Source organism: Ruegeria sp. CDSA141 (assembly GCF_059612005.1).
On sequence record NZ_JBXWPT010000003.1, the window covers coordinates 1 to 18,849 of the forward strand.

General features: G+C 54.7%; 16 protein-coding genes and 1 tRNA gene. 10 read left to right on the forward strand and 7 right to left on the reverse strand.

Annotated features, from left to right (window positions below; translation table 11 throughout):
• Positions 1-77: transfer RNA gene (locus AC2FLP_RS06430), tRNA-Met, on the forward strand.
• Here the strand turns inward: AC2FLP_RS06430 and AC2FLP_RS06435 are convergent.
• The 6 genes from AC2FLP_RS06435 to AC2FLP_RS06460 all read right to left on the reverse strand — a co-directional run bounded on the left by AC2FLP_RS06435 (position 34) and on the right by AC2FLP_RS06460 (position 6,800).
• Positions 34-1,686: a recombinase family protein gene (locus tag AC2FLP_RS06435; protein WP_496682758.1), complete on the reverse strand. Its 1,653-nt coding sequence runs from the start codon at positions 1,684-1,686 to the stop codon at positions 34-36. The genes AC2FLP_RS06430 and AC2FLP_RS06435 overlap by 44 nt on opposite strands.
• The gene (locus tag AC2FLP_RS06440) at positions 1,683-2,726 is read right to left on the reverse strand and encodes a tyrosine-type recombinase/integrase (RefSeq protein ID WP_496682316.1); all 1,044 of its coding nucleotides are present in this window, start codon (positions 2,724-2,726) and stop codon (positions 1,683-1,685) included. Before AC2FLP_RS06440 ends, AC2FLP_RS06435 begins: the two co-directional genes overlap by 4 nt.
• A complete protein-coding gene (locus AC2FLP_RS06445) occupies positions 2,726-4,423 on the reverse strand; it encodes a hypothetical protein (protein WP_496682318.1) in 1,698 nt (565 codons plus the stop codon). Before AC2FLP_RS06445 ends, AC2FLP_RS06440 begins: the two co-directional genes overlap by 1 nt.
• 166 nt (positions 4,424-4,589) lie before the next feature.
• Positions 4,590-4,796, reverse strand: a complete 207-nt coding sequence (locus AC2FLP_RS06450; protein ID WP_496682320.1) for a helix-turn-helix domain-containing protein — start codon at positions 4,794-4,796, stop codon at positions 4,590-4,592.
• 180 nt (positions 4,797-4,976) lie between these two features.
• Positions 4,977-5,810: a hypothetical protein gene (locus AC2FLP_RS06455; protein WP_496682322.1), complete on the reverse strand. Its 834-nt coding sequence runs from the start codon at positions 5,808-5,810 to the stop codon at positions 4,977-4,979.
• A gap of 270 nt (positions 5,811-6,080) precedes the next feature.
• Positions 6,081-6,800: a helix-turn-helix transcriptional regulator gene (locus AC2FLP_RS06460; RefSeq protein ID WP_496682325.1), complete on the reverse strand. Its 720-nt coding sequence runs from the start codon at positions 6,798-6,800 to the stop codon at positions 6,081-6,083.
• A gap of 87 nt (positions 6,801-6,887) precedes the next feature.
• Here AC2FLP_RS06460 and AC2FLP_RS06465 point away from each other — a divergent pair, with 87 nt between their 5' ends.
• Together AC2FLP_RS06465 and AC2FLP_RS06470 are read left to right on the forward strand one after the other, a co-directional pair.
• On the forward strand, positions 6,888-7,283 hold the full coding sequence (locus AC2FLP_RS06465; RefSeq protein WP_299902749.1) for a RidA family protein: 396 nt from the start codon (positions 6,888-6,890) through the stop codon (positions 7,281-7,283).
• Between the two features lie 422 nt (positions 7,284-7,705).
• Positions 7,706-8,773 (forward strand): DUF1214 domain-containing protein, encoded by a 1,068-nt coding sequence (locus tag AC2FLP_RS06470; RefSeq protein ID WP_496682329.1) that lies wholly within the window; start codon positions 7,706-7,708, stop codon positions 8,771-8,773.
• Between the two features lie 256 nt (positions 8,774-9,029).
• Here AC2FLP_RS06470 and AC2FLP_RS06475 read toward each other — a convergent pair whose 3' ends face one another.
• Entirely contained in the window at positions 9,030-10,355 is a 1,326-nt protein-coding gene (locus tag AC2FLP_RS06475; protein ID WP_496682332.1) for a tetratricopeptide repeat protein, read from the reverse strand.
• A gap of 144 nt (positions 10,356-10,499) precedes the next feature.
• Between AC2FLP_RS06475 and AC2FLP_RS06480 the strand changes: the two genes are divergently transcribed.
• The 7 genes from AC2FLP_RS06480 (at position 10,500) to AC2FLP_RS06510 (ending at position 18,750) form a co-directional block, all read left to right on the forward strand.
• Positions 10,500-10,808, forward strand: a complete 309-nt coding sequence (locus AC2FLP_RS06480; protein WP_496682334.1) for a hypothetical protein — start codon at positions 10,500-10,502, stop codon at positions 10,806-10,808.
• A 4-nt stretch (positions 10,809-10,812) separates the two neighbouring features.
• Complete coding sequence (gntH, locus tag AC2FLP_RS06485; RefSeq protein ID WP_496682337.1) at positions 10,813-12,267, forward strand: guanitoxin biosynthesis MBL fold metallo-hydrolase GntH; 1,455 nt, start codon at positions 10,813-10,815, stop codon at positions 12,265-12,267.
• Between the two features lie 205 nt (positions 12,268-12,472).
• Positions 12,473-13,459 carry an HlyD family secretion protein gene (locus tag AC2FLP_RS06490; protein WP_496682339.1) on the forward strand — a complete coding sequence of 329 codons (987 nt, stop codon included), beginning with the start codon at positions 12,473-12,475 and terminating at the stop codon, positions 13,457-13,459.
• 29 nt (positions 13,460-13,488) lie between these two features.
• The gene (locus tag AC2FLP_RS06495) at positions 13,489-14,175 is read left to right on the forward strand and encodes an ABC transporter ATP-binding protein (RefSeq protein ID WP_496682341.1); all 687 of its coding nucleotides are present in this window, start codon (positions 13,489-13,491) and stop codon (positions 14,173-14,175) included.
• The gene (locus AC2FLP_RS06500; protein ID WP_496682344.1) at positions 14,175-15,668 is read left to right on the forward strand and encodes an ABC transporter permease; all 1,494 of its coding nucleotides are present in this window, start codon (positions 14,175-14,177) and stop codon (positions 15,666-15,668) included. The genes AC2FLP_RS06495 and AC2FLP_RS06500 overlap by 1 nt, the downstream gene beginning before the upstream one ends.
• Before the next feature lie 18 nt (positions 15,669-15,686).
• The gene (locus AC2FLP_RS06505; RefSeq protein WP_496682346.1) at positions 15,687-16,340 is read left to right on the forward strand and encodes a DUF3299 domain-containing protein; all 654 of its coding nucleotides are present in this window, start codon (positions 15,687-15,689) and stop codon (positions 16,338-16,340) included.
• Between the two features lie 499 nt (positions 16,341-16,839).
• A complete protein-coding gene (locus AC2FLP_RS06510) occupies positions 16,840-18,750 on the forward strand; it encodes a DUF3604 domain-containing protein (RefSeq protein ID WP_496682348.1) in 1,911 nt (636 codons plus the stop codon).
• Positions 18,751-18,849: the final 99 nt, after the last annotated feature.

Below are 18,849 nucleotides of genomic sequence, written 5' to 3' on the forward strand. Positions count from 1 at the left end.
CGCGGGATGGAGCAGCCCGGTAGCTCGTCAGGCTCATAACCTGAAGGTCGTAGGTTCAAATCCTACTCCCGCAACCACCTTGGTCGAACAGAGCCTCGAACAAGCCGCCTCAGGGCGGCTTTGTTCATTCTGGGCCAGCCCAATCATTGCTGCCAGGACACCCTCCAGTTCGATCTGCACGCCATCCTGTTCATGTTGGATCGTAACACGTTCGATCAAGCCCCGGATAATCTCCAAGGCTCCGGTACGGATCGACGGATCCGATAACGCCTGTGCCAGATCTGCGACCTTGGAGCGATAGAGTTCGGACAGATTTGGGTGCAGTCGCACCGGTGAGGGCGTAGGTTCTGAGAGCTTCGCCACAAGATCGGCGATCTCCGCTTCGAGCTCTTCGAGTCTTGCTTGAAGTCCGGTGGTGCGAATGCCCTCGGCGATTGCGTCATAAAGCCCATTCAGTTTGCGCGCAGCTTTGTCCCGGTCGGATTGCAGACGGGTCCGGACTTCCTCCGCTGTACCTGCTTCTGCGTTGGCGGCTTCGCTGAAGGACTTGATAAAAGCGGCCACTGCGTCGGGCTGCATCAGACGCTGACGAAGCAAATTCAGAACGGCGTCTTCCAGAACGTTGCGGCGAATGGATTGCATGTGCGTGCAAGTGCCGAGTTTGCGGGCAGCAGAGCAGGCGAGGTAGTCGCGCCCGACTGTCGCGAGCGGCCCTCCGCAGGTGCCGCAGAATGCAAGACCTGTCAGGAGGTGCTTCTTGCGACGCTTCTCCCAAAACCGGGTTTCCTTGATGGCTTTGACGCGAGGATCGGCTTCGATCTCGCCTTGCCGCTGTTTGACCGCCTCCCAAAGCTCATCCCCGACGATCCGCAGCTCGGGGACCTCCGTGATGATCCATTTGCAGGGCTCGTTGAGACGGGAAACGCGTCTGCCGGTCTCGGGGTCCTTGATGTAACGCAGCCGGTTCCAGACCAGGCGGCCGATGTAGAGCTCATTGTTAAGAAGGCCGGTTCCACGAGTGCGGTGCCCCCGGATTGCCGTGTCACGCCAAAATTTACCTCGGGGGCCTGGGACACCCTCGGTGTTGAGGCGGCGCGCAATGGCTTTTGGGGAGTGCCCTTCGGTGAACTCTTGAAGCACCCGCCGGACAATCTCAGCTTCCGCTGCGTTGATCACTCGTTCCCCCGTAACAGGTTGGCCGTCGGGCCCGAGACGCCGGACGACGTCGTAGCCATAGCTGTTGCCGCCACCGGAGCGTCCAAGCTCCACCCGCCCGCGAAGACCGCGCCGAGTTTTATCTGCCAGATCTTTGAGGAACAGTTGGTTCATGGTCCCCTTGAGACCCACATGCAACTCACTGATCTCGCCTTCGGTCAGAGTCATGATGCCGACCCCTGCAAAGCTCAGGCGTTTGAAAATCGCAGCGATGTCTGCCTGGTCTCGACTCAAGCGATCCAGCGCCTCCGCCAAGATCAGATCAACCCGTCTTTCCTGGGTTGCATTGAATAACGCTTGCAGCCCGGGACGCAACATGGACGCGCCAGAGACCGCCCAATCCGAATAGGCTTCAACAATGTTCCAGCCCTCGCGTTCTGCCCGCTCCCGGCACAGTCGCATCTGGTCTTCGATCGATGCGTCTCGCTGCATCTGGCTGGAGAAACGGGCATAGATTGCGACTCGGGTCATCGACAGACCTTTTTCTTCTGGTTGATCAGATCCGCGTAGTCGCGGCCTGCTTCAATGGTTTGGGCGTGAATGTAGTGATGCTCTGCCGTTCCGAAGCTCGTATGAGCCAATATTGGTCGGATCAGCTTTGCGTGTTCCGGAGAGGAGCGCGCCAATGTCGTTGCGGCGGCATCCCGGAAGAAATGCGGTGGGATGCGGCAACCCGTCAGCTTAAGCGTTTGATCAGCAATTCGGGGGCCTAGCGCGTTTTCTTTGAAAGGTAAGCCAGTTTTGCCAACCCATAGGACATCGTGCTGCTGTTGGCCACGCTCCAAAAAATAGGGGCGGGCTTCGTTGACATAACGACGCAAGAGAGGCTCAACGCTCTGGGGAACATCAGCCTCCCATGGCTGCCCTGATTTGGTCAGATCCCCCGGGAGCGCGACGGTCATGGTGTCTGCTGTGACATGCAAGGATATGCCAATCCGAAGGCCGGCAAAGGCGCGTCGCCGCATCGGCATCAAAGCCAGCATGGCAATCATGGTGCCATCCCGCAGGCACATCATACAGCGCAGCGGTGTTGGCGCCGCTTCTGCATGACCCGTCGCCAGAATCAGCCCTGCACGGAATAGAACCTCGCTGGACAACACACGCCCAAGTTTGCGATCCCGATCACCCCGTCCTGCGGTGCGCTTCAATCCCGCTTTCAATCTCCGCTGAGCGGACCAGTCCTGTGTCGGGTCAGCCGCGGAGAGGATACGCAAAACGCCGTCAATGAACATCAACCGGGTCATTGGCCGGGTGTGTGAGAGGTCCCGAAGCCAAGCGGACAGGCGCGGCAGAGTCGCGCGTCGAGCCGGAGGCAGTGTGATCGCATTCGCATCGCTTGTAATCAGCCATTGCAGCCATCGGGCATAGCGCAACTCCAAAGTCTTCAGCGAGGTCGCGCGTAGATGTGAGAGCGTGCCGCAATCGTCAAGCGGTCCACCTCCCGCCTGAAGGTTGAGCCACATCTCCTGGTCTTGCGCGGGCCATTCGTCGAGCGGCAGAATAAGGCTCATCAGCGACGCCCTTTCTTGGCATCGATCAGGTCAGCAAAGGCGCGTGTCGCCGACCGTGCCTCAAGACCGGAATACATGTTGATGGTGTGGCTGACCTCCGAATGCCCGAGCAAACGGCGCGCAACCTCGTAGCCGCCGGGATTGGCGTCGAGCCAGTTCATCACCGCGAAATGCCGAAACAGGTGGGCATTCATCTCCAACCCCGTTTCCTTCCGGATCCGTTTGGAGATGCGTGCCGAAAGGGCGTTCGGGTCGATTGGATCGCAACTCTTTCGGCGCGGAAACAGCCAAGGCGTTCCCGCGGGGCAGAGTTCCGGACAGCGAGTTTTGAGATGGGCGTCGATCATGCGCAATACATCCCGTGGGATCTCGAACTCGACAGGTCGCTCATTTTTAGTCTCGCCGCCTTCCAGAACCAGGTAGGCTCGGCCATCGCCGGGACGGTGCAGGTGGCGTTCCAGGTGGATGTCAGCCAGGTTCTTCACGCGAACCGGGCAGACCAGAAGGATGGCGATGGCGAGCGCATCTTCGCGCGCCAGAGCCCAGCCATACGGCTTGGAGGTGCCGCTTGGTCGCGCGAAAACCCGTTCAGGCAGGAGCAGAAGGCGCAGCTGGTGTCGCTCCTCCTGCAACACGCGTAGCCTGCTTCGGTTCTTTTGGGTCATGCCATTCTGAGGTTTTACCGCAAGACGCGCTGCAAGCCCAGCCAGTGATTCCCGGGTGTGTTCGGGTGCATTGAGTATCCGGGCCAGGTTGCGGACCAACGCGGCTATCTCGCTGATCATCTTTGTGGTCTGGTTGTTGGTGCGCGATAGCATCTGGCGGAGACCACGTTCCGCTATCAGCGGATCGACCAGGGTGTACAAACTGCTAATCTCCGCGATCGGGATACCAGAGTGAACGAGTTCGGAGGCAAACCGAACCAACTGTCTTTGGTATTGGGACAGGGTCGCGGGTCGGAGTGCCCTGTTCTGACCGTCATCTGCCAGCGGGTCCGGAGTGGCTAGAAGATGCATCAATTTTGCAAGCTCGCTTTGGAGCGGCGTAGGAAATGCTGTCACGGGAAAGGTGATGACCTTCTGGCGCGTTTCCAGGGGCAGGGTGGCCTTGGGCCATTGTGAAATACGTCGGACCGCCAGGTTCCAGCCGTTGACCGCAGCCTGATATGCGACATCCGGTGATTTGCTGATCTCGTTATGCACAAGGGCTTCTCGATAGGCCGCGGCATGGTCTGAACATACGTTGGCAGGCTCAACGCCCTGCCGGTTCAAAAAATGCACGAAGCGACAGAGCGCGGGTTGCAATGTCTTGTCGCCGGACGCCAGTACATTCGCCCAGAGCGCTTGCCAATCTGGAGACAGATCATCGATCCGGTTGAAGCGCCGTTCCACCAGCCCGAAATGCGCGAGCGCAGCCCGCGCATCACTGACCGCGTTTTGCCAGCTCTTTGGTGAAAGACCGAGTGCAGCCGGTGTGACTTTGGACAGACGGGACTGCAACCAGCGGCTATCGCAAGGCACATCCTCAGGAGGCAATCCAAGGGCTTTGGATGTACGGCGCAGGCCGGAGATCATATCGCGGCGGCGTCCGTCTGTCAGAGAGCTATCGGAGCGCAGCTGTTCGATAAGCTCGGCAAACATCGGTGTGTCGGCTTTGACGAAGGCTATTGTAAATGGAACGGGGCTCTGGCTAGTCATCGGGTCTGCGTTCCTTTGGACATGTCAGGTCTCGGGTGGACGGGTGTGGACAGGAGGTCCGATTCGGGAAAAGCGTAGCACAGAAAGTCCGAAATTTACGGGCAGGCCCTCTTCCCGAAAATGCCATAAGCTATTGACATTAATGTACATTAATGGTCGTGATTACCTACCAGTACTGTGCCTGCCGGTAGGCGGCATGTGCTGCCGGATCAATGCGGATGAGGCGTCCGCCGGGGCCGACCCGAATAACCTCAAGCAGGCCTGACGCAATCGCACGGCGCACCGTCTTCTCGGAACAATTGTCCAGTTCAGCGACGTCTTTCACCGTCAGAAGCTGGCGGGGTCGGTTCTTCTTGGAAGTGATCTGTGGCATCCTGATGCGCCTCCTTTTGGTCAGAGGCATCCCGGCCTAGTTCCCGTACTGCCTGGGCAGCCAGCAATCGGACCAACTGGCCTATCGCTGTCTCAACCTGCTGGTGCGCGTGGTCGTCAGATGGGGGTTTGGCAGGAACGCGTGTCATGCCATGACCATGACAACGCAGGCTTGCTCATTCTAAGTGTATTGATTGCCCGATTCCGGCGGGCCCCAACGCTCCTTCTCTTCGCGCCCAAGCTTGTCGCGAAAATCGTCAATATCCACGCGGATCGTCTCACCGCTCAGGATTTGCTCCGGTTCGGTGATGATACTCACGGCAGCCTGGATAAAGCTTACGAGCGGACCTTGCCGTTGTCCTCCGGAGCGACCGTCTGAATATGTCGTATAGGTCAGGGGGCGACCGGCATCTTTCCAGATATAGCAGCAACTCTCGACGATGTACTGACGGCGTTTGTCGCGCGAGAACCGCTTGTCTCGTGGCGACATCTCTGCAACCGCGCCGGGCGTCGCACAGATGCGCCGAATGTCATCTATGACGTCCTGAGTGAGAGTCGTTGCGGTCTCAAGCTTGTCGAGGACTTGGTCAAGAAGGTCTCCATCTTCTGGCGTCGCCGCGAAATAAGTCGAAAGCGAGCCCAATGCTTTCCGGAGTTCTTGGGGACCAATGGAACTCTGTTTGGCTTTCCGCAAAAGTTGCTTGAGGTGCTTTTGACCTCGTTCAATCGCTTGCGAGCGTCGGACCTCAGTCAGATTGATTGCGATGTCGTCGTCGTTATTGAGGCAGTTCCCAAGAAGCACAGAGAGTTCGCTTACGAGCTTAGTTGGCAGGTCAAACTGTTCAGCCAAGCTCCCGATCATGTCCTTGGAAAGAGCGCCGCGTTCTCCATAACAGCCAAGCTTCCACGACATCGAGCTTTTGATCCCATCCATGTGCGGATAGATGGAATAGTCACCTTCAGTATCTGTAACGTCTCGATTGCCCTTCAGACCGCTGTCCGCGTTAGCATTCATGTTGTTCTCCGTTTGGCACATTCTAGGGTCTGGTCGCACATCCAAAAGCTTACGTGTATCAAGGCAGTACCGATTGCTGAGGAAGCTTGCCGGTTGAAGCAAGTCGACCCCTCCAAAAGTTGCACATAAACAATAGAACAGGAAGAGAACAGCTTGTGCTCCAGCTAATGCTTGATCGTCCAAGGCGGTTTAAACGCTATTTCGGTAGCAGACTGCACACCGCACTGTAGTGGATACATGCGCCTGCCGAGTGACCCGTCGCTTTGCCGATCACATTTGCAATTCTCTATATGGGCAGACGTCGTCTTCAAACGGGACATATCTCCGCCGAAAACTGCTATCAGGAACGGCTTCCGGGCTGTTGATCCTATCCATACGGAAGTGACGGAAATCGTCGCGCATCGGGTCCCAGCCAACGAGGTACCATAGCGGCGGGAGGATCAGCATTGCTTGCGGTTCCACTTCGCGTGTGGTGTTGCGACCTTTTGAGTCGCGATAGCCAAAGCGGATGAGGTGCCGACCCAGAAACGCCGCTTCGAAGGCGGGTAATAGCTCGGGCGCCATTTTGCCCATATCGGATAAGTCCTGAAGCGGTGACAACTGTCCAATATGCAGGCAGCCGAGGAAAGCGCGCAGATCGCGCACCTTATCTCCGGGCAAGGCTTTTTCGATCTTGGCAAGCCCGGCATCGGCCATCTCCGAAAACGGCAAGTTCCCCGCCGCGCGCATCGCCGCAACGCTAATGAGTAGCGCGAAAACCTCTGGCACCGATAGTTTGGCCGTCGCCTGCATCGATTGGGGGTCGAGTTGCACCCCACCTCCGCGCCCGACATCGGAATGGATCACATAGCCCTCATCTCTCAGTGCACTAATATCGCGCAGCACTGTCCTGCGGGATGCTCCTACCTCATCGGCAAGGGCATCAATAGTCGATGTGCCATGGCGGCGAAGGCTGCGCACGATGGTGTCATGTCTGAGTCGAATGTTCATATCGGCACCTTACCACAAATGGTGACAACTTTTGGCACCTTTTAGGTTTACACCGATTTCAGTAGCGCAAAACAAGGAGAGTTCGACATGGAACGGACAGCAGTGAACCCGTGGGATTGGTCGATTAAACTGGGGTACAATCAGGCCGAAGTGATCGACGGTGCGACGCGCCAGGTGATTTGCGCAGGTCAAACAGCCGTGGACGAAAACGGCGCCCCGCAGCATCCCGGTGACATGCGCGCACAGATCAGCTTGGCCTTAGACAATCTGGAAGCCGTGCTGAAAGGGGCAGGCATTGATCTGAGCAAGGTCGTCAAGCTCGGCATCTATGCCACCGATGTGGATGAGGCCCTGAAAAACTTCGACCTGATGGGGATGCGCTTTGGACCGCATAATGTGGCTCCCCCCATGACCTTGCTGGGTGTGACCCGCCTCGCGATCCCCGGACTGCTGTTCGAAATCGAAGCGACAGCAGCGGCTTAATGCAAATTGAAGCAGCCATATAGCCTAAAGAGCTAAATGGCTACATCGTCGCACATAGCGTGAGTTTGAATTGACCTTAGTTTCGCGTGTGCAGCGAATAGCCGGTCTGGTGAAGCTGCACCGCAACGCTTGACACTACAACGAAGGACCGGAAAGGGCCGATCCGTGTGATCAGTTATTGGCGGGGCAAGGACCCTTTCTGCAACGGCTCCAGGGTCCTCTCGGAGCCCAAAGTGACAAACGAGGTGATAGCCACGAATTGGAAGAAAGGGCGGAAAGCGGGACATATGATCTGTGACAACGCATGAGACGCGCACGGTGGTAAAATGCTGCGGTGACGCCACAGCAACTTCACCGTCCTTAGTGGCCTCTTTAGTGACCTGTGTAAACATTTTGCTTTGAACGAACCAAGGAACAACCCTATGCTAAAACGACTTTCCCAATCCGCGCCGTTTGTTACAGCCCTTTGCGTTGCCGCCTTGGTCTCTGGTGGCGCCGAGGCACAATCCACAAGCGCCACGCTTGACGCGCTTGTCGACAGTCGGGAAATTCCGGTTACGGTTGATAACTTTACCCGTGCAGCGACGGATGCAGAGCTGGACAAATACGTCTCACTGGCCGGTAGTGTTAATGAATTTTTCCATTTCCGCACACCAACACCGGTGGAAAACCAGCCGACGATCCGCATGAACCGTGACACGCTTTACAGCACGGCCGTCGTCGACATCAGCGAGGGCGCGACTCTGACGCTGCCCGAGGTGGGTGAGCGCTATATGACCGCGATGATTGTGAACCAGGACCACTATATCAACGACGTCATTTTTGGCGGTGGCACCTACACGCTGGATACATCGACATTCGACACCCCTTATGTCATTGTGTTCATGCGCATACTGGTGGACGCGTCAGATCCGGAGGACGTGGCTGCCGTTAATGCGATCCAGGACGCGATGTCGATCAATGCGGCGTCGTCTAACCCCTTCATCGCTCCAGATTACAATGAAAAGGATCTGGAGGACTTGATCTCAGAGACCCTGAGATTGGGCCGATTTGCGCCTGATGCAACGCGCGCCTTTGGTGCCAAGTCCGAGGTTGATCCAGTGCGCCATTTCATCGGCACGGCGGCCGGCTGGGGTGGCTTGCCGGAAACCGAGGCCTTCTATGTAAGTGTCGAACCAAACCTGCCCGTCGGCTCCTACAAGATCGACGTCCCGGCAGACGTGCCGGTTGGGGCGTTCTGGTCTGTCAGCCTTTATAATGCAGCAGGTTTCTTTGAGGAGAACGCGAGCGATGCTTACAGCGTCAACTCGATCACCGGAACACCCAACGATGACGGCAGCATGACGGTACATCTGGGCGGCTGTGACACGGATACAGTAAACTGCCTGCCCGTCATGGACGGGTGGAACTATACCGTGCGGCTCTATCGTCCGGGGCTCGAAGTTCTGGATGGCAGTTGGACATTTCCTGCCGCTCAATCCGTGAATTGATTAAAAAGGAACAGACCATGAAAGCACTATTTGCCTTCGCCTTGTGTGTGCCGACGTTGGTTTTGGCCGAAAGTGGACATTCAAGAAAACTACCCGTAGTTCCGCAATGCGGACAAAGCTGCCGTTAGCTACAACAAATTCCGATGACCGCTTTCGGCGTACCTTAACACTACCAGGATGTGTTCTCCTGTGTTGGCGGTAAAACACACTTTACGCACATGTGCCTGTCTCCAACCATGGCTCGAAAAGGAATATCTTAAAACCGCCATCCCGCATCTGTTAGGGCTGAAATCACTTCGTCCGATAGATTTGGACTGGAATAAAATGCTGCTAGAACAAGATCTGGCCTGAACTCTGGCCACGACTGTTTCAATTGATTCAAGGTTGCATGTGCCTCTTTGGATTTGCCCAACCTTTGATAGGAAGCCGCCAAAAATACCAAAGACAGTGCACTGACGGGGTCACCATTGTCACTCGCAAATTTCAAAGACGCGATTGCTTCCCTAAAATCACCGATGTGAAAACTGGCAACCGCGTGAATGTTCCTGTGGGCAAACCGATGACTTCCTATCTCTCTGCGGTGGCTTGGGTCGCTGACGTCATACGCTTCTTCAAAGCGACCCATAACCAGTAGTATCACGCCGCGAAAGTCCAGAACGTTTCCGTCATTGGGTCGAAGCGACTGCGCGAGTGCTGAATACTCCAATGCCCTGTCATAGTCGCGGGAAACGTAAGATACCCATGCCATTGCCGATTGGCTCCAACCGTTTGAGGGCGCAATGTCCACAGCTTTCTGAGCCATTTGTCCTGAATTCAGTATCAGCGCGTCACGCTCTTCCTCGTCTCGCGTTAGTAGAGCCTGGGTTCCCAGACTATGGGCCAATCCGGCATATCCACAGTAAAAATCGGGAGCCTCATTTATTGCTATTCTAAATATGTCGCTGGCCAGGATCTGGTTATCGATAGTTGCGATTGGAAAGAGCAGGCCCCGAGCTTGATCGCAGTAGTTTGACGCCTGTACTGCAGCGGGTGATTTAGCGGATAGAGCCTGTCGCTCAAGTGAGCGCGCGGATGTCTTTGGGTTGAGATCAACAACCTGTTCCATGCGCCCGCCCAAGAAGTAAGCAAGAGCAATGATCGCTATGGTGACGGCAGGGATGCCAATCAGCCAGGGTAATCCTGGCCTGAATGGCGTATGATCGACATTGCTCCGAATTGTACCAGAGCGGTCCTCGAACCAAGGCGCGTAGCCTCCGCTATCAATGTGAATGCGCAGATTGTCTCCAGCACCTGCCGTTTCATAGTACTGTTGGAGCTTCCGCCGTAACCGACCTGCATCCACACGGACAACATTGATGTGGCCGTCATCACTGGCAAAACTCTTGAAGTAGACATCCTGAGCGATCGTTTTGCCAAGAATAGCCTCGGACCTGCCTTCAATGGCCTCTTCAACTACGTAGTTCAAGAAGTTCCGCAGGCGTTCCGCCTTGGCGAACGTGTCACTGGTCAACACGCGTTCCAAGGCTTCCCTTACGCGGGTTGGATGCCGTTCCGGATCAAGTGTCAGATCTTGCTCAGCCATCTCGCAAATCAAGTTTTGCTGTATTTTCAAAACAATACTGCCGCCTGACCAACTGGATGTCACCCTAATTTCACGGTGTTACCCTACCGCGATACGCCTTGTGCCCTCAAGCTCGTGCTCAGAGAGGAACCAAGTGGCCGGACGATGACAGACGTCAGTTTACTAGAACTCACTTTCCCTGACCAAATCAACCGCATCCGCCACATGCGAAAGACTCATCATGGATTTGAGACGCTTTGCCAGGATTTCGAGCTGCTCTCGGCCGAGTTGGAGAGACCGCAGAAGGTCAATAAAACAACTCCAGCATGTCTGATCGATCCCGTCACGGAAAGCCTTGATGGCCTGGCTGAAGAAATCGCCGAACATCTTTCTTGGGTCATCCAATCAGAAATCGTCCCGAAATCAATTTCAGAAGTGGCTCCCATATTCACAAAGGCTCGAACAAAGGACTGAAAATATGCTGCAAGACAGATGCAAGAAATCGATTAAGCCACTCGGCGCACTCGCCGCCGCAGCGACATTGTTCGCCACTAGTACGCTCGGTCAGGCTCCTCCTGTAAAGGAGCCCTCATCCCAAGAAGATATTGAGGCTGCACTGACCGGCGGCGTCCCCATGGGGCGTTGGAAAGAAGGTCTGACCTTTGAGGGCATCTCTCCACAACCGTGGTTGAAAAGCGCGGCAAACTGGTTCCCACGCACAGAAGATGTACAGCCCAATGAGATGAGAATTATCTTCATGGGATCTGCCCCGTTCATTCGCCCTGGGCAAATGAACACGGCGATTCTTGTTGAGCTGGGCAACGGTAAGATTTTCATGTTCGACATTGGTGAAGGCTCACCTGCAAACATCATTGCCAGCGGATATGCACTGAATGAAATCACTGATGTTTTTATCACGCACCTGCACGTAGACCACTTTGGTGGGTTGCCGTACCTGTGGATGTTCGGAACTTGGGCAGGTGGATGGCACGAGCAGTTGACGGTCCATGGCCCATCCGGCCGCACCAAAGAGTACGGCACTGCAACGATGGTAGAAGGCATGAAAATGATGACCGGATGGCACCGGGACGCGTTCAGTGTCTTTCCCGTTGGCAAAGGTTGGGACATCGAAGTCAACGAATTTGATTTCCGTGACAATGGTGGCGTGATCTATGACGAAGACGGGGTCAAAGTCACACATTGGCAAAGAAGCCATGCCAAAGACGGTGCGTCGGGATACCGGATGGACTGGAATGGCATGTGCTTTATCTGGACAGGTGACGGTCGACCCAACATGATCGACATTCCTTTTGCCAAAGGCTGTGATGTCTTCGTCACGGAACAGCAGCAGGAAATCATCGAAATCTCCTCTGGAGTTCAAGGCGTGCCGCCCTTCCTCGGGCGTTATACCGTCGATACCCATCATACGCCCAGCTACGCTGCCGGCTACATTGCCAATCTGGTACAACCCAGGCTTCTGATGAACACTCACATGAGCTATGACCCATATCAGATCGAGGAAACCGTGGCGGAAATCCGAGAGCACTGGAAAGGCCCCTATCACTTTGGAGCGCCTGACGGGATCGTTGTGAACGTCACCAAAGATCAGATATGGGTTCGCGAAGGCATATTGCCCGAGTTTCCGAACTCAAGAGCGCCGCAGTTTGACTTTAGCAATGGTCAGTTGATCGTGCCCAAGCCGCCGCATCAGCGTGAAGACATTCAAGAACCCTACGTGCGAGATATGGAGATCGATCCTAAGCTGTACTATCCCGAAGGATATCATCCTGAATTGCTGACAGAGTGGCCAGTTGATGACGATCTTGTTGTTCCTCTGGATGCGCTTCCCGAAAATCTGAAGGAAAGTATGGGTGCGGCGTGGCGCCATCGTGAAGCCAACCGCAAAGTGTTGGAAGAGCAAAACGACAATTAAGTCATCATGACAAACAGGGCGATCACTCGTAAGCTCGGGTGGTCGTTCAAACTTTCCGGAAACATCACGAAGGAATGAAGTCTTGTTAATAGTACTCGGCCTCTACTTTGGAATAGTCTGGTTGGTCTTTTCCAAGTTTCACCTTCTCCCCTGGAATGGGTTCTGGAAAACTCTGGTTTACGGTGTAGCTGCTGTTATCGCTCTGGTGGTCATCGGTGCGCTGAACCACACAACTCCGACTGGCCCGGTATCCATTCAGGGTGTTTCAACGAATATTGCTCCGAATGTGGCCGGCACGGTTACAGAAGTCATTGTCGAGCCAAACCAGGAAGTCGCAAAAGGCGAGCCTCTGTTTCGAATAGACAATGAGGTGTATAAAGCCGAGGTCTCTCGGCTCGAAGCCGTCTTGGAAACTGCAAAGTCATCTGCCGATCAACTGGTATCAGATTTATCAGCTGCCGAGGCCGAGATTGAATCCTTGACTGCTCAGCTGACTTTCGGAATTCAACGTCGTGATGACATCATCCGTTTGGAAGAACGCGGGGCATCAACCACGTTCCAACTGCAAGAGGCTGTCTCAACCATCGACCAGTTGACCGCGAATATCCGCGCAGCCGAAGCCCGGAAGACAAGCCTTGAGCGGCGTATCGCCGCGAAGATCGACGGGCGTGACGCAGGTGTTGTGGAGGCTGAACAGACGCTTGCGCAAGCTATTTGGGATTTAGAGCAAACAGTTGTGAAAGCTCCGGGAAACGGCGTTGTTACGGCTGTTTCACTCCGACCAGGTAACCGCGCCACTCCGCTACAAGGGGCAATTACTTTTGTCGAACCGGGAGACTATGCAATAATTGCTACTCTTCCCCAATCCAGTCGAGCCAATGTTTCGGTCGGTGACGAAATCCGGCTTGCATTTAGAACGGAACCCGGTGGAGAAATTACCGGCCGTATTTCAGATTTTCCGGTCGGAACTGTCGAAGGTACTGTTGATCTAAGATCAGGTCTTCCCTCATTGCGGGAACTAGCTGGGATATCCAGCTACATCGTTTTGGTTGAACTACCTGCGGATGCAGACAGTAATTCATTGCAATTTGGAACGTCAGGAACAGCTTTGGTCAAGACAGACAAAGCCGGAGCCATTGGTGTTTTGGCAGAAATCCTTTTCTGGATCACCAAAAAGCTCAATTATCTTTGAAAAACCTGACCAAAGCATCGGTGTCATCAATGAAAACTGTCGAACTCAAATCCTTGGTATTTCGGTGGCCCGGTCAACACGATCCGGTGCTCTCAGTCGATAACTTCGATCTTGAGGCCGGGGAAAGCGTGTTTATGAGAGGCCCCAGTGGCAGCGGAAAGACCACGTTGCTTTCGGCAATTGCCGGCGTGATCGATGTACCGCAAAGCGCGGTTCGCGTTGCAGGCACGGATGTCGGGGCTTTGATCGGAGGTGATCGTGACCGTTTTCGCGTGGATCATCTGGGGATTGTTTTCCAAGTCTTTAATCTTTTGCCTTGGCTCAGTGCGCTTGAAAACACGTTGTTGCCCTGCCGATTTTCAGCGCACCGTCGCAATCGATCAGGGCCAGCCCCCAAGGCTACCGCAACACGGTTGCTAAGTGAGCTGGGTCTTGAGGATACTGAGCTCATCAATCGACCTGCCAGCGCCCTGAGTGTTGGGCAGCAACAACGAGTTGCGGCGGCGCGGGCTTTGATAGGGGCGCCCGAAGTTGTGTTGGCGGATGAACCTACCTCGGCTTTGGATGAGGAAGCGAAAGACACGTTTGTCCAGCTGTTGCTGAAGGAATGCAATGCATCAGGGGCGAGTTTGCTATTTGTGAGCCATGATCGCAGCCTGGAAAAACACTTCGATCGGAGCGTCGACCTGCCAAAGCTGAACGCGGGCAAAACGTGATGTTCAACCTTTGTTTGAAAAGCCTTCTCAATCGCCGCTTTATCGCTGCGTTGACTGTTCTTAGCATTGCCTTGAGCGTGGCTTTGATTGTTGGGGTTGAACGACTGCGAACAGAGGCACGAGCGGGTTTTGCCAATTCTGCATCAGGTATCGACCTGATCATTGCGGCACGCGGAAACGATGTGCAGATCCTGATGGCAACGGTTTTTGGTGTCGGTACAACAGGCGCCGGTATCACCTGGGACAGCTACGAGATGATCGAAGATCTGCCCCAGGTAAGCTGGACAGTGCCGATCATGATGGGTGACAACCATCGTGGATATCCAGTGATTGGCACGTCCAAGCATTACTTTGATCGTTTTCGTCACAGCGGCGGCCGACATCTGACCTTTTCTGAAGGACACTCTTTTTCGTCTGCAGATGGCGCAGTGATCGGTGCAGAAGTTGCACGGGTGTTTGAATATGGGCTCGGCACGGCGATTGTGAATGCCCATGGTTCGGGCGAAGTTGCCTTTGATGTCCACGACGAAGCGCCTTTCACAGTGACCGGCGTGCTGGGGCATACCGGGACGGCCGTTGACCGAATGGTTTTTGTCTCGCTCGAGGGTTTTGACGCCTTACACGAAGAACGTACATCAGAGGGTGCGGACCCGTTTGTTTTGGTCGATGCACCTGAAGTCGCCGAAGAACACGAAGACCATGACACCGCGCATTCCCAGAGCGAAGATCACGCAGACAGCGTATTTGCTGACGGGCATGTGAATCATGGCGAAAGCCATGGACAAGACGATCACCATGCGGAGTACAGCGACCCTGACGAGCACGAAGAAGGGCATCGGGATCATGACGACCGTCATGCTCACGGAAGCGGCCATGAAGACGAGGGGCAAATTGTCAGGACTTCTGGCGGGCACGATCACGGTGGCCATGATCATGAACCGGGGGCCATCAACGCGATTTTTGCCGGGCTTGAGGAGAAGACAGCGGTGCTTTCAATTCAACGGCAACTGGCAGACCATCGCGACGAGGCACTGACTGCTGTTCTTCCTAATGTTGCGCTGTTGCAGCTTTGGTCGATTACCAGTACGGCCGAGACTGCGCTGCGTCTGATGGCAGGCGCTGTGGCAGTGGCTGGAATGATCGGCATGGTGGTCATGTTGTCTGCTTCGCTCGACAACCGGCGGCGTGAATTTGCGATCCTTCGATCCGTGGGCGCAACACCAGCCGGCGTCTTTTCCCTGATCTTGCTTGAAGCCGTTTTATTGTTGTCGGCCGGCATCGTGCTTGGAGTAATCGCGCTCAGCGCTCTCACGCTCGTGATAGATCCGATTCTTGCCGCAAATTTTGGGCTTCGCATCGGTGTTGACCTGCCGAGTTTTCGCGAGGTTCTTCTCATAGCCCTCGTTTTCTGCTCTGGTCTTCTTGCCAGTATTATACCTGCGTTAAGGGTGTACCGTATGACGCTATCAGACGGACTGTCGGTGCGGCTTTGAATAAGAGGATCCGCTGAAATGAAGGCCATTGCGCATTTTCTGAATATCTTATTCGCCCTTGCGATTGCGGGGCCTCTTCTTGCAGCGGATCCGCGCAACATAAGTTGGCAGGATCTCCTTCCTGAAGAGCGGCCCTACCACGATCCTTTTGCCACCCTAGAATATTCTCAGGTCAATGCGTTGGCCATGCTTTATCGGATTGAGGTTCTGCATGCGGACACTGCGGATGACGAGAAGCGCGCCGAAGCGGTTCAGATCCGCGAAGACCTCGTATCTCAAGGCCTTGATCCGGATTGGTTGTTTGAACAACGCGAAATCGTGATGAACCAACGGTTGATTGCCGCGCGCGAACCGAACCTTGACCTTTTGGGGGAGAACGTGCGCCTTCCCGGCTATCTCCTTCCCCTGGATATTGTAGACCAGAAGGCGGTCGAATTCCTTCTGGTTCCGACAGTTGGAGCCTGCATTCACACACCACCACCTCCAGCCAATCAGATGGTCTATGTGCGATACGAACAAGGCTTCGAAATCGACGAGTTGTATAAGCCAGTCTGGATAAGCGGGGAAATGCGGGCACTGAGCAGGTCCCAGTCACTCAATTACGTGGACGGCCAGGCCAACATCGAAACCTCATATGCGATGGATGCGCTGTCGGTAGAAATCTATGACTGATCAGTCAGACTAGAGGTCCGTTCTATGGCTTCACCGGGATACATCTTTGCACCACACCCCTGTATCAGGATCTTTGGTTCGTGCAGATGTGACGCTGCAAATCTCTCCTGAAGCTCCTTGATGATCAATACGGCGATTTTTTTGTCACAAACCGCCATTTTGTGACCACACCAATCCGCGCGCATGGGTTTCACAAGTACACCCGGCAACCCTCGCTGGTTAATCTGCTTATCATAAGTAGCGAGAACTCTTTTTCATTGCTCTTGATCGATCATGTTGTCTCTTTGACTTATTGATCAGAGTTCTTAATCGAATCGCATACCGCGCTTGTAAGCCGCCTTTCGTGCGTGTCGCGGCATCCGTTAGTTTGGGCTCAATGCAGTCGTTCGCTGCAACTTGCTTGAACGTGTACTTTGCGGACTTAGCAAACCTTCGAACTAAGTCGGAAAAAATTCCGGAGCAGAGTTGTGCTATGGTGCCTTAAATTATGGAGGAAAAATTGTTTCGCTATGTTTTGCCAGCAGCTCTCATTCTGGGGAGCCCAGTCTTAGCTCAGGATGCAATAAATCCGTCGGGCCTTTCCGGTCCTTCCGGTCGACCTTATTCACCTTACGCCGAACGCGCATATCCAACACAAGTCTATTTTGGTGACACTCACGTTCATACTGGTCTTTCCGGCGATGCTGGTGGAGGCGGTACGCGCCTCATGCCGCGTGATGCCTATCGGTTTGCGCGTGGCGAAGAAGTTGTGTCGAACACGGGGCAACCTGTAAAATTGTCGATGCCTCTCGATTTCTTCATGATTACAGATCATTCGGATGCGATGGGTGCTATCACCGACATCATCGGAGGTGCTCCCAACATCTTAGCAGATGAGCAAGGCAGATATTTCCATGAAGAATTCAACAAAGGTGGAGAAGCCGCTCTGGCGGCTGCGCTCGAGCTGACAGCGGCGTTTGCTCAAGGACAGGTTTCCCCTGCGCTGAACTATCAACCGGGCAACCCCGCGTATGCCCGTGTTTGGGGCGATATTATCGATGCCGCTGAAGAGTACAATGATCCCGGCGTGTTCAGCACCTTTATCGCCTATGAATGGACGTCTCTTGTTGCAGGGAACAATTTGCACCGAAATGTGATCTTTCGCGACGGCCCTGAGCTCACAAGACAGGTACTGCCTTACACAACAACGCCACCGGTGGGCTCACCTAACCCTCGTGATCTTTGGAAGTGGTTGGAGAACTATGAGCAAACGACAGGCGGGCGTGTGCTTGCTATTCCACATAACGGGAACTTGTCTAACGGCTGGATGTTCCCTTTAGTCGATGACTTCGCGGATGGGGTGCCGCTAGATCCCGCATACTCAGAAGCGCGAAACAAATGGGAAAGACTGTACGAACCAACCCAGATTAAGGGAGATGGTGAGGCCCACCCATTCCTGTCACCTGACGATGAATTTGCCGACTTCGAAACGTGGGATTACGGAAATCTGGATGCTTCAGTTCCAAAAGAGCCGGAAATGCTGCCTGGCGAATACGCACGCTCTGGGTTGCTTCGAGGCTTATCGTTGGAAAAGACCATGGGAGTAAACCCTTTCAAGTTTGGCCTGAGTGGAGCGAGCGACACGCACACAGGTTTGACGGCTCCTGACAACGACAATTTCTTCGGGAAATTCACTGGGTACGAGCCTAGCGCAGAGCGCAGCCAACATGTCAGTAAGACCTATGCTGACGGGACCGTTGCGCTGCGTTCGTCGCAGTACATTACCGGTGGTTTGACAGGGGTGTGGGCTGAGGAAAACTCTCGCGAAGCAATTTGGGATGCGATGCATCGGCGCGAGACCTATGCAACTACAGGACCACGAATGCGCGTCCGAATGTTCGGAGGCTATGGCTTCAAAGAAGAAGATGCCCTGCGACGTGACTTGGCTCTGGTGGGTTATTCCAAAGGCGTGCCGATGGGTGGCAACCTCAGTTCCGGGGAAGGCGCCCCTTCCTTTTTAGTCTATGCACTTCGCGACCCTATGGGAGCAAATCTGGATCGCATCCAAATCATAAAAGGTTGGTTGAACGCCGAAGGCCAACAGCAGGAAAAAGTCTATGACGTGGCTTGGTCTGGGGCCCGCGAACCAGATGCCGCTGGTAAGTTGCCTTCAGTAGGCACCACAGTGGAGCTCTCTATCCCCTCGTGGACCAACACAATTGGAGCCTCTGAGCTGGGAACCGTGTGGGAAGACCCGGATTTCGATCCTTCGGAAAGCGCATTCTATTATGCCCGGGTCATAGAAATTCCAACCCCTCGATGGACGGCGTATGATGCCGTCAAATTTGGAATACAAATGCCAGATAACGTCCCAATGACAGCACAGGAACGCGCCTACACTTCGCCGATTTGGTACTCGCCGCAACAGTAGCTCGATTTACAATGTCGGTCGGGTATGGGTTCACACCTGGTAATGATGCCAATCGCCAACGTCAGACTTTCTGTTGATGTGCCCTCGCCATTGCCGAAT

Excerpts from the sequence above, each read along its gene's own strand:
- AC2FLP_RS06440 (WP_496682316.1), bottom strand. The coding sequence starts at position 2,726 with ATGAGCCTTATTCTGCCGCTCGACGAATGGCCCGCGCAAGACCAGGAG.
- AC2FLP_RS06445 (WP_496682318.1), bottom strand. The coding sequence starts at position 4,423 with ATGACTAGCCAGAGCCCCGTTCCATTTACAATAGCCTTCGTCAAAGCC.
- gntH (WP_496682337.1), top strand. The coding sequence starts at position 10,813 with ATGCTGCAAGACAGATGCAAGAAATCGATTAAGCCACTCGGCGCACTC.
- AC2FLP_RS06465 (WP_299902749.1), top strand. The coding sequence starts at position 6,888 with ATGGAACGGACAGCAGTGAACCCGTGGGATTGGTCGATTAAACTGGGG.
- AC2FLP_RS06505 (WP_496682346.1), top strand. The coding sequence starts at position 15,687 with ATGAAGGCCATTGCGCATTTTCTGAATATCTTATTCGCCCTTGCGATT.
- AC2FLP_RS06455 (WP_496682322.1), bottom strand. The coding sequence starts at position 5,810 with ATGAATGCTAACGCGGACAGCGGTCTGAAGGGCAATCGAGACGTTACA.
- AC2FLP_RS06500 (WP_496682344.1), top strand. The coding sequence starts at position 14,175 with ATGTTCAACCTTTGTTTGAAAAGCCTTCTCAATCGCCGCTTTATCGCT.
- AC2FLP_RS06470 (WP_496682329.1), top strand. The coding sequence starts at position 7,706 with ATGCTAAAACGACTTTCCCAATCCGCGCCGTTTGTTACAGCCCTTTGC.
- AC2FLP_RS06495 (WP_496682341.1), top strand. The coding sequence starts at position 13,489 with ATGAAAACTGTCGAACTCAAATCCTTGGTATTTCGGTGGCCCGGTCAA.
- AC2FLP_RS06460 (WP_496682325.1), bottom strand. The coding sequence starts at position 6,800 with ATGAACATTCGACTCAGACATGACACCATCGTGCGCAGCCTTCGCCGC.
- AC2FLP_RS06475 (WP_496682332.1), bottom strand. The coding sequence starts at position 10,355 with ATGGCTGAGCAAGATCTGACACTTGATCCGGAACGGCATCCAACCCGC.
- AC2FLP_RS06480 (WP_496682334.1), top strand. The coding sequence starts at position 10,500 with ATGACAGACGTCAGTTTACTAGAACTCACTTTCCCTGACCAAATCAAC.
- AC2FLP_RS06450 (WP_496682320.1), bottom strand. The coding sequence starts at position 4,796 with ATGCCACAGATCACTTCCAAGAAGAACCGACCCCGCCAGCTTCTGACG.
- AC2FLP_RS06435 (WP_496682758.1), bottom strand. The coding sequence starts at position 1,686 with ATGACCCGAGTCGCAATCTATGCCCGTTTCTCCAGCCAGATGCAGCGA.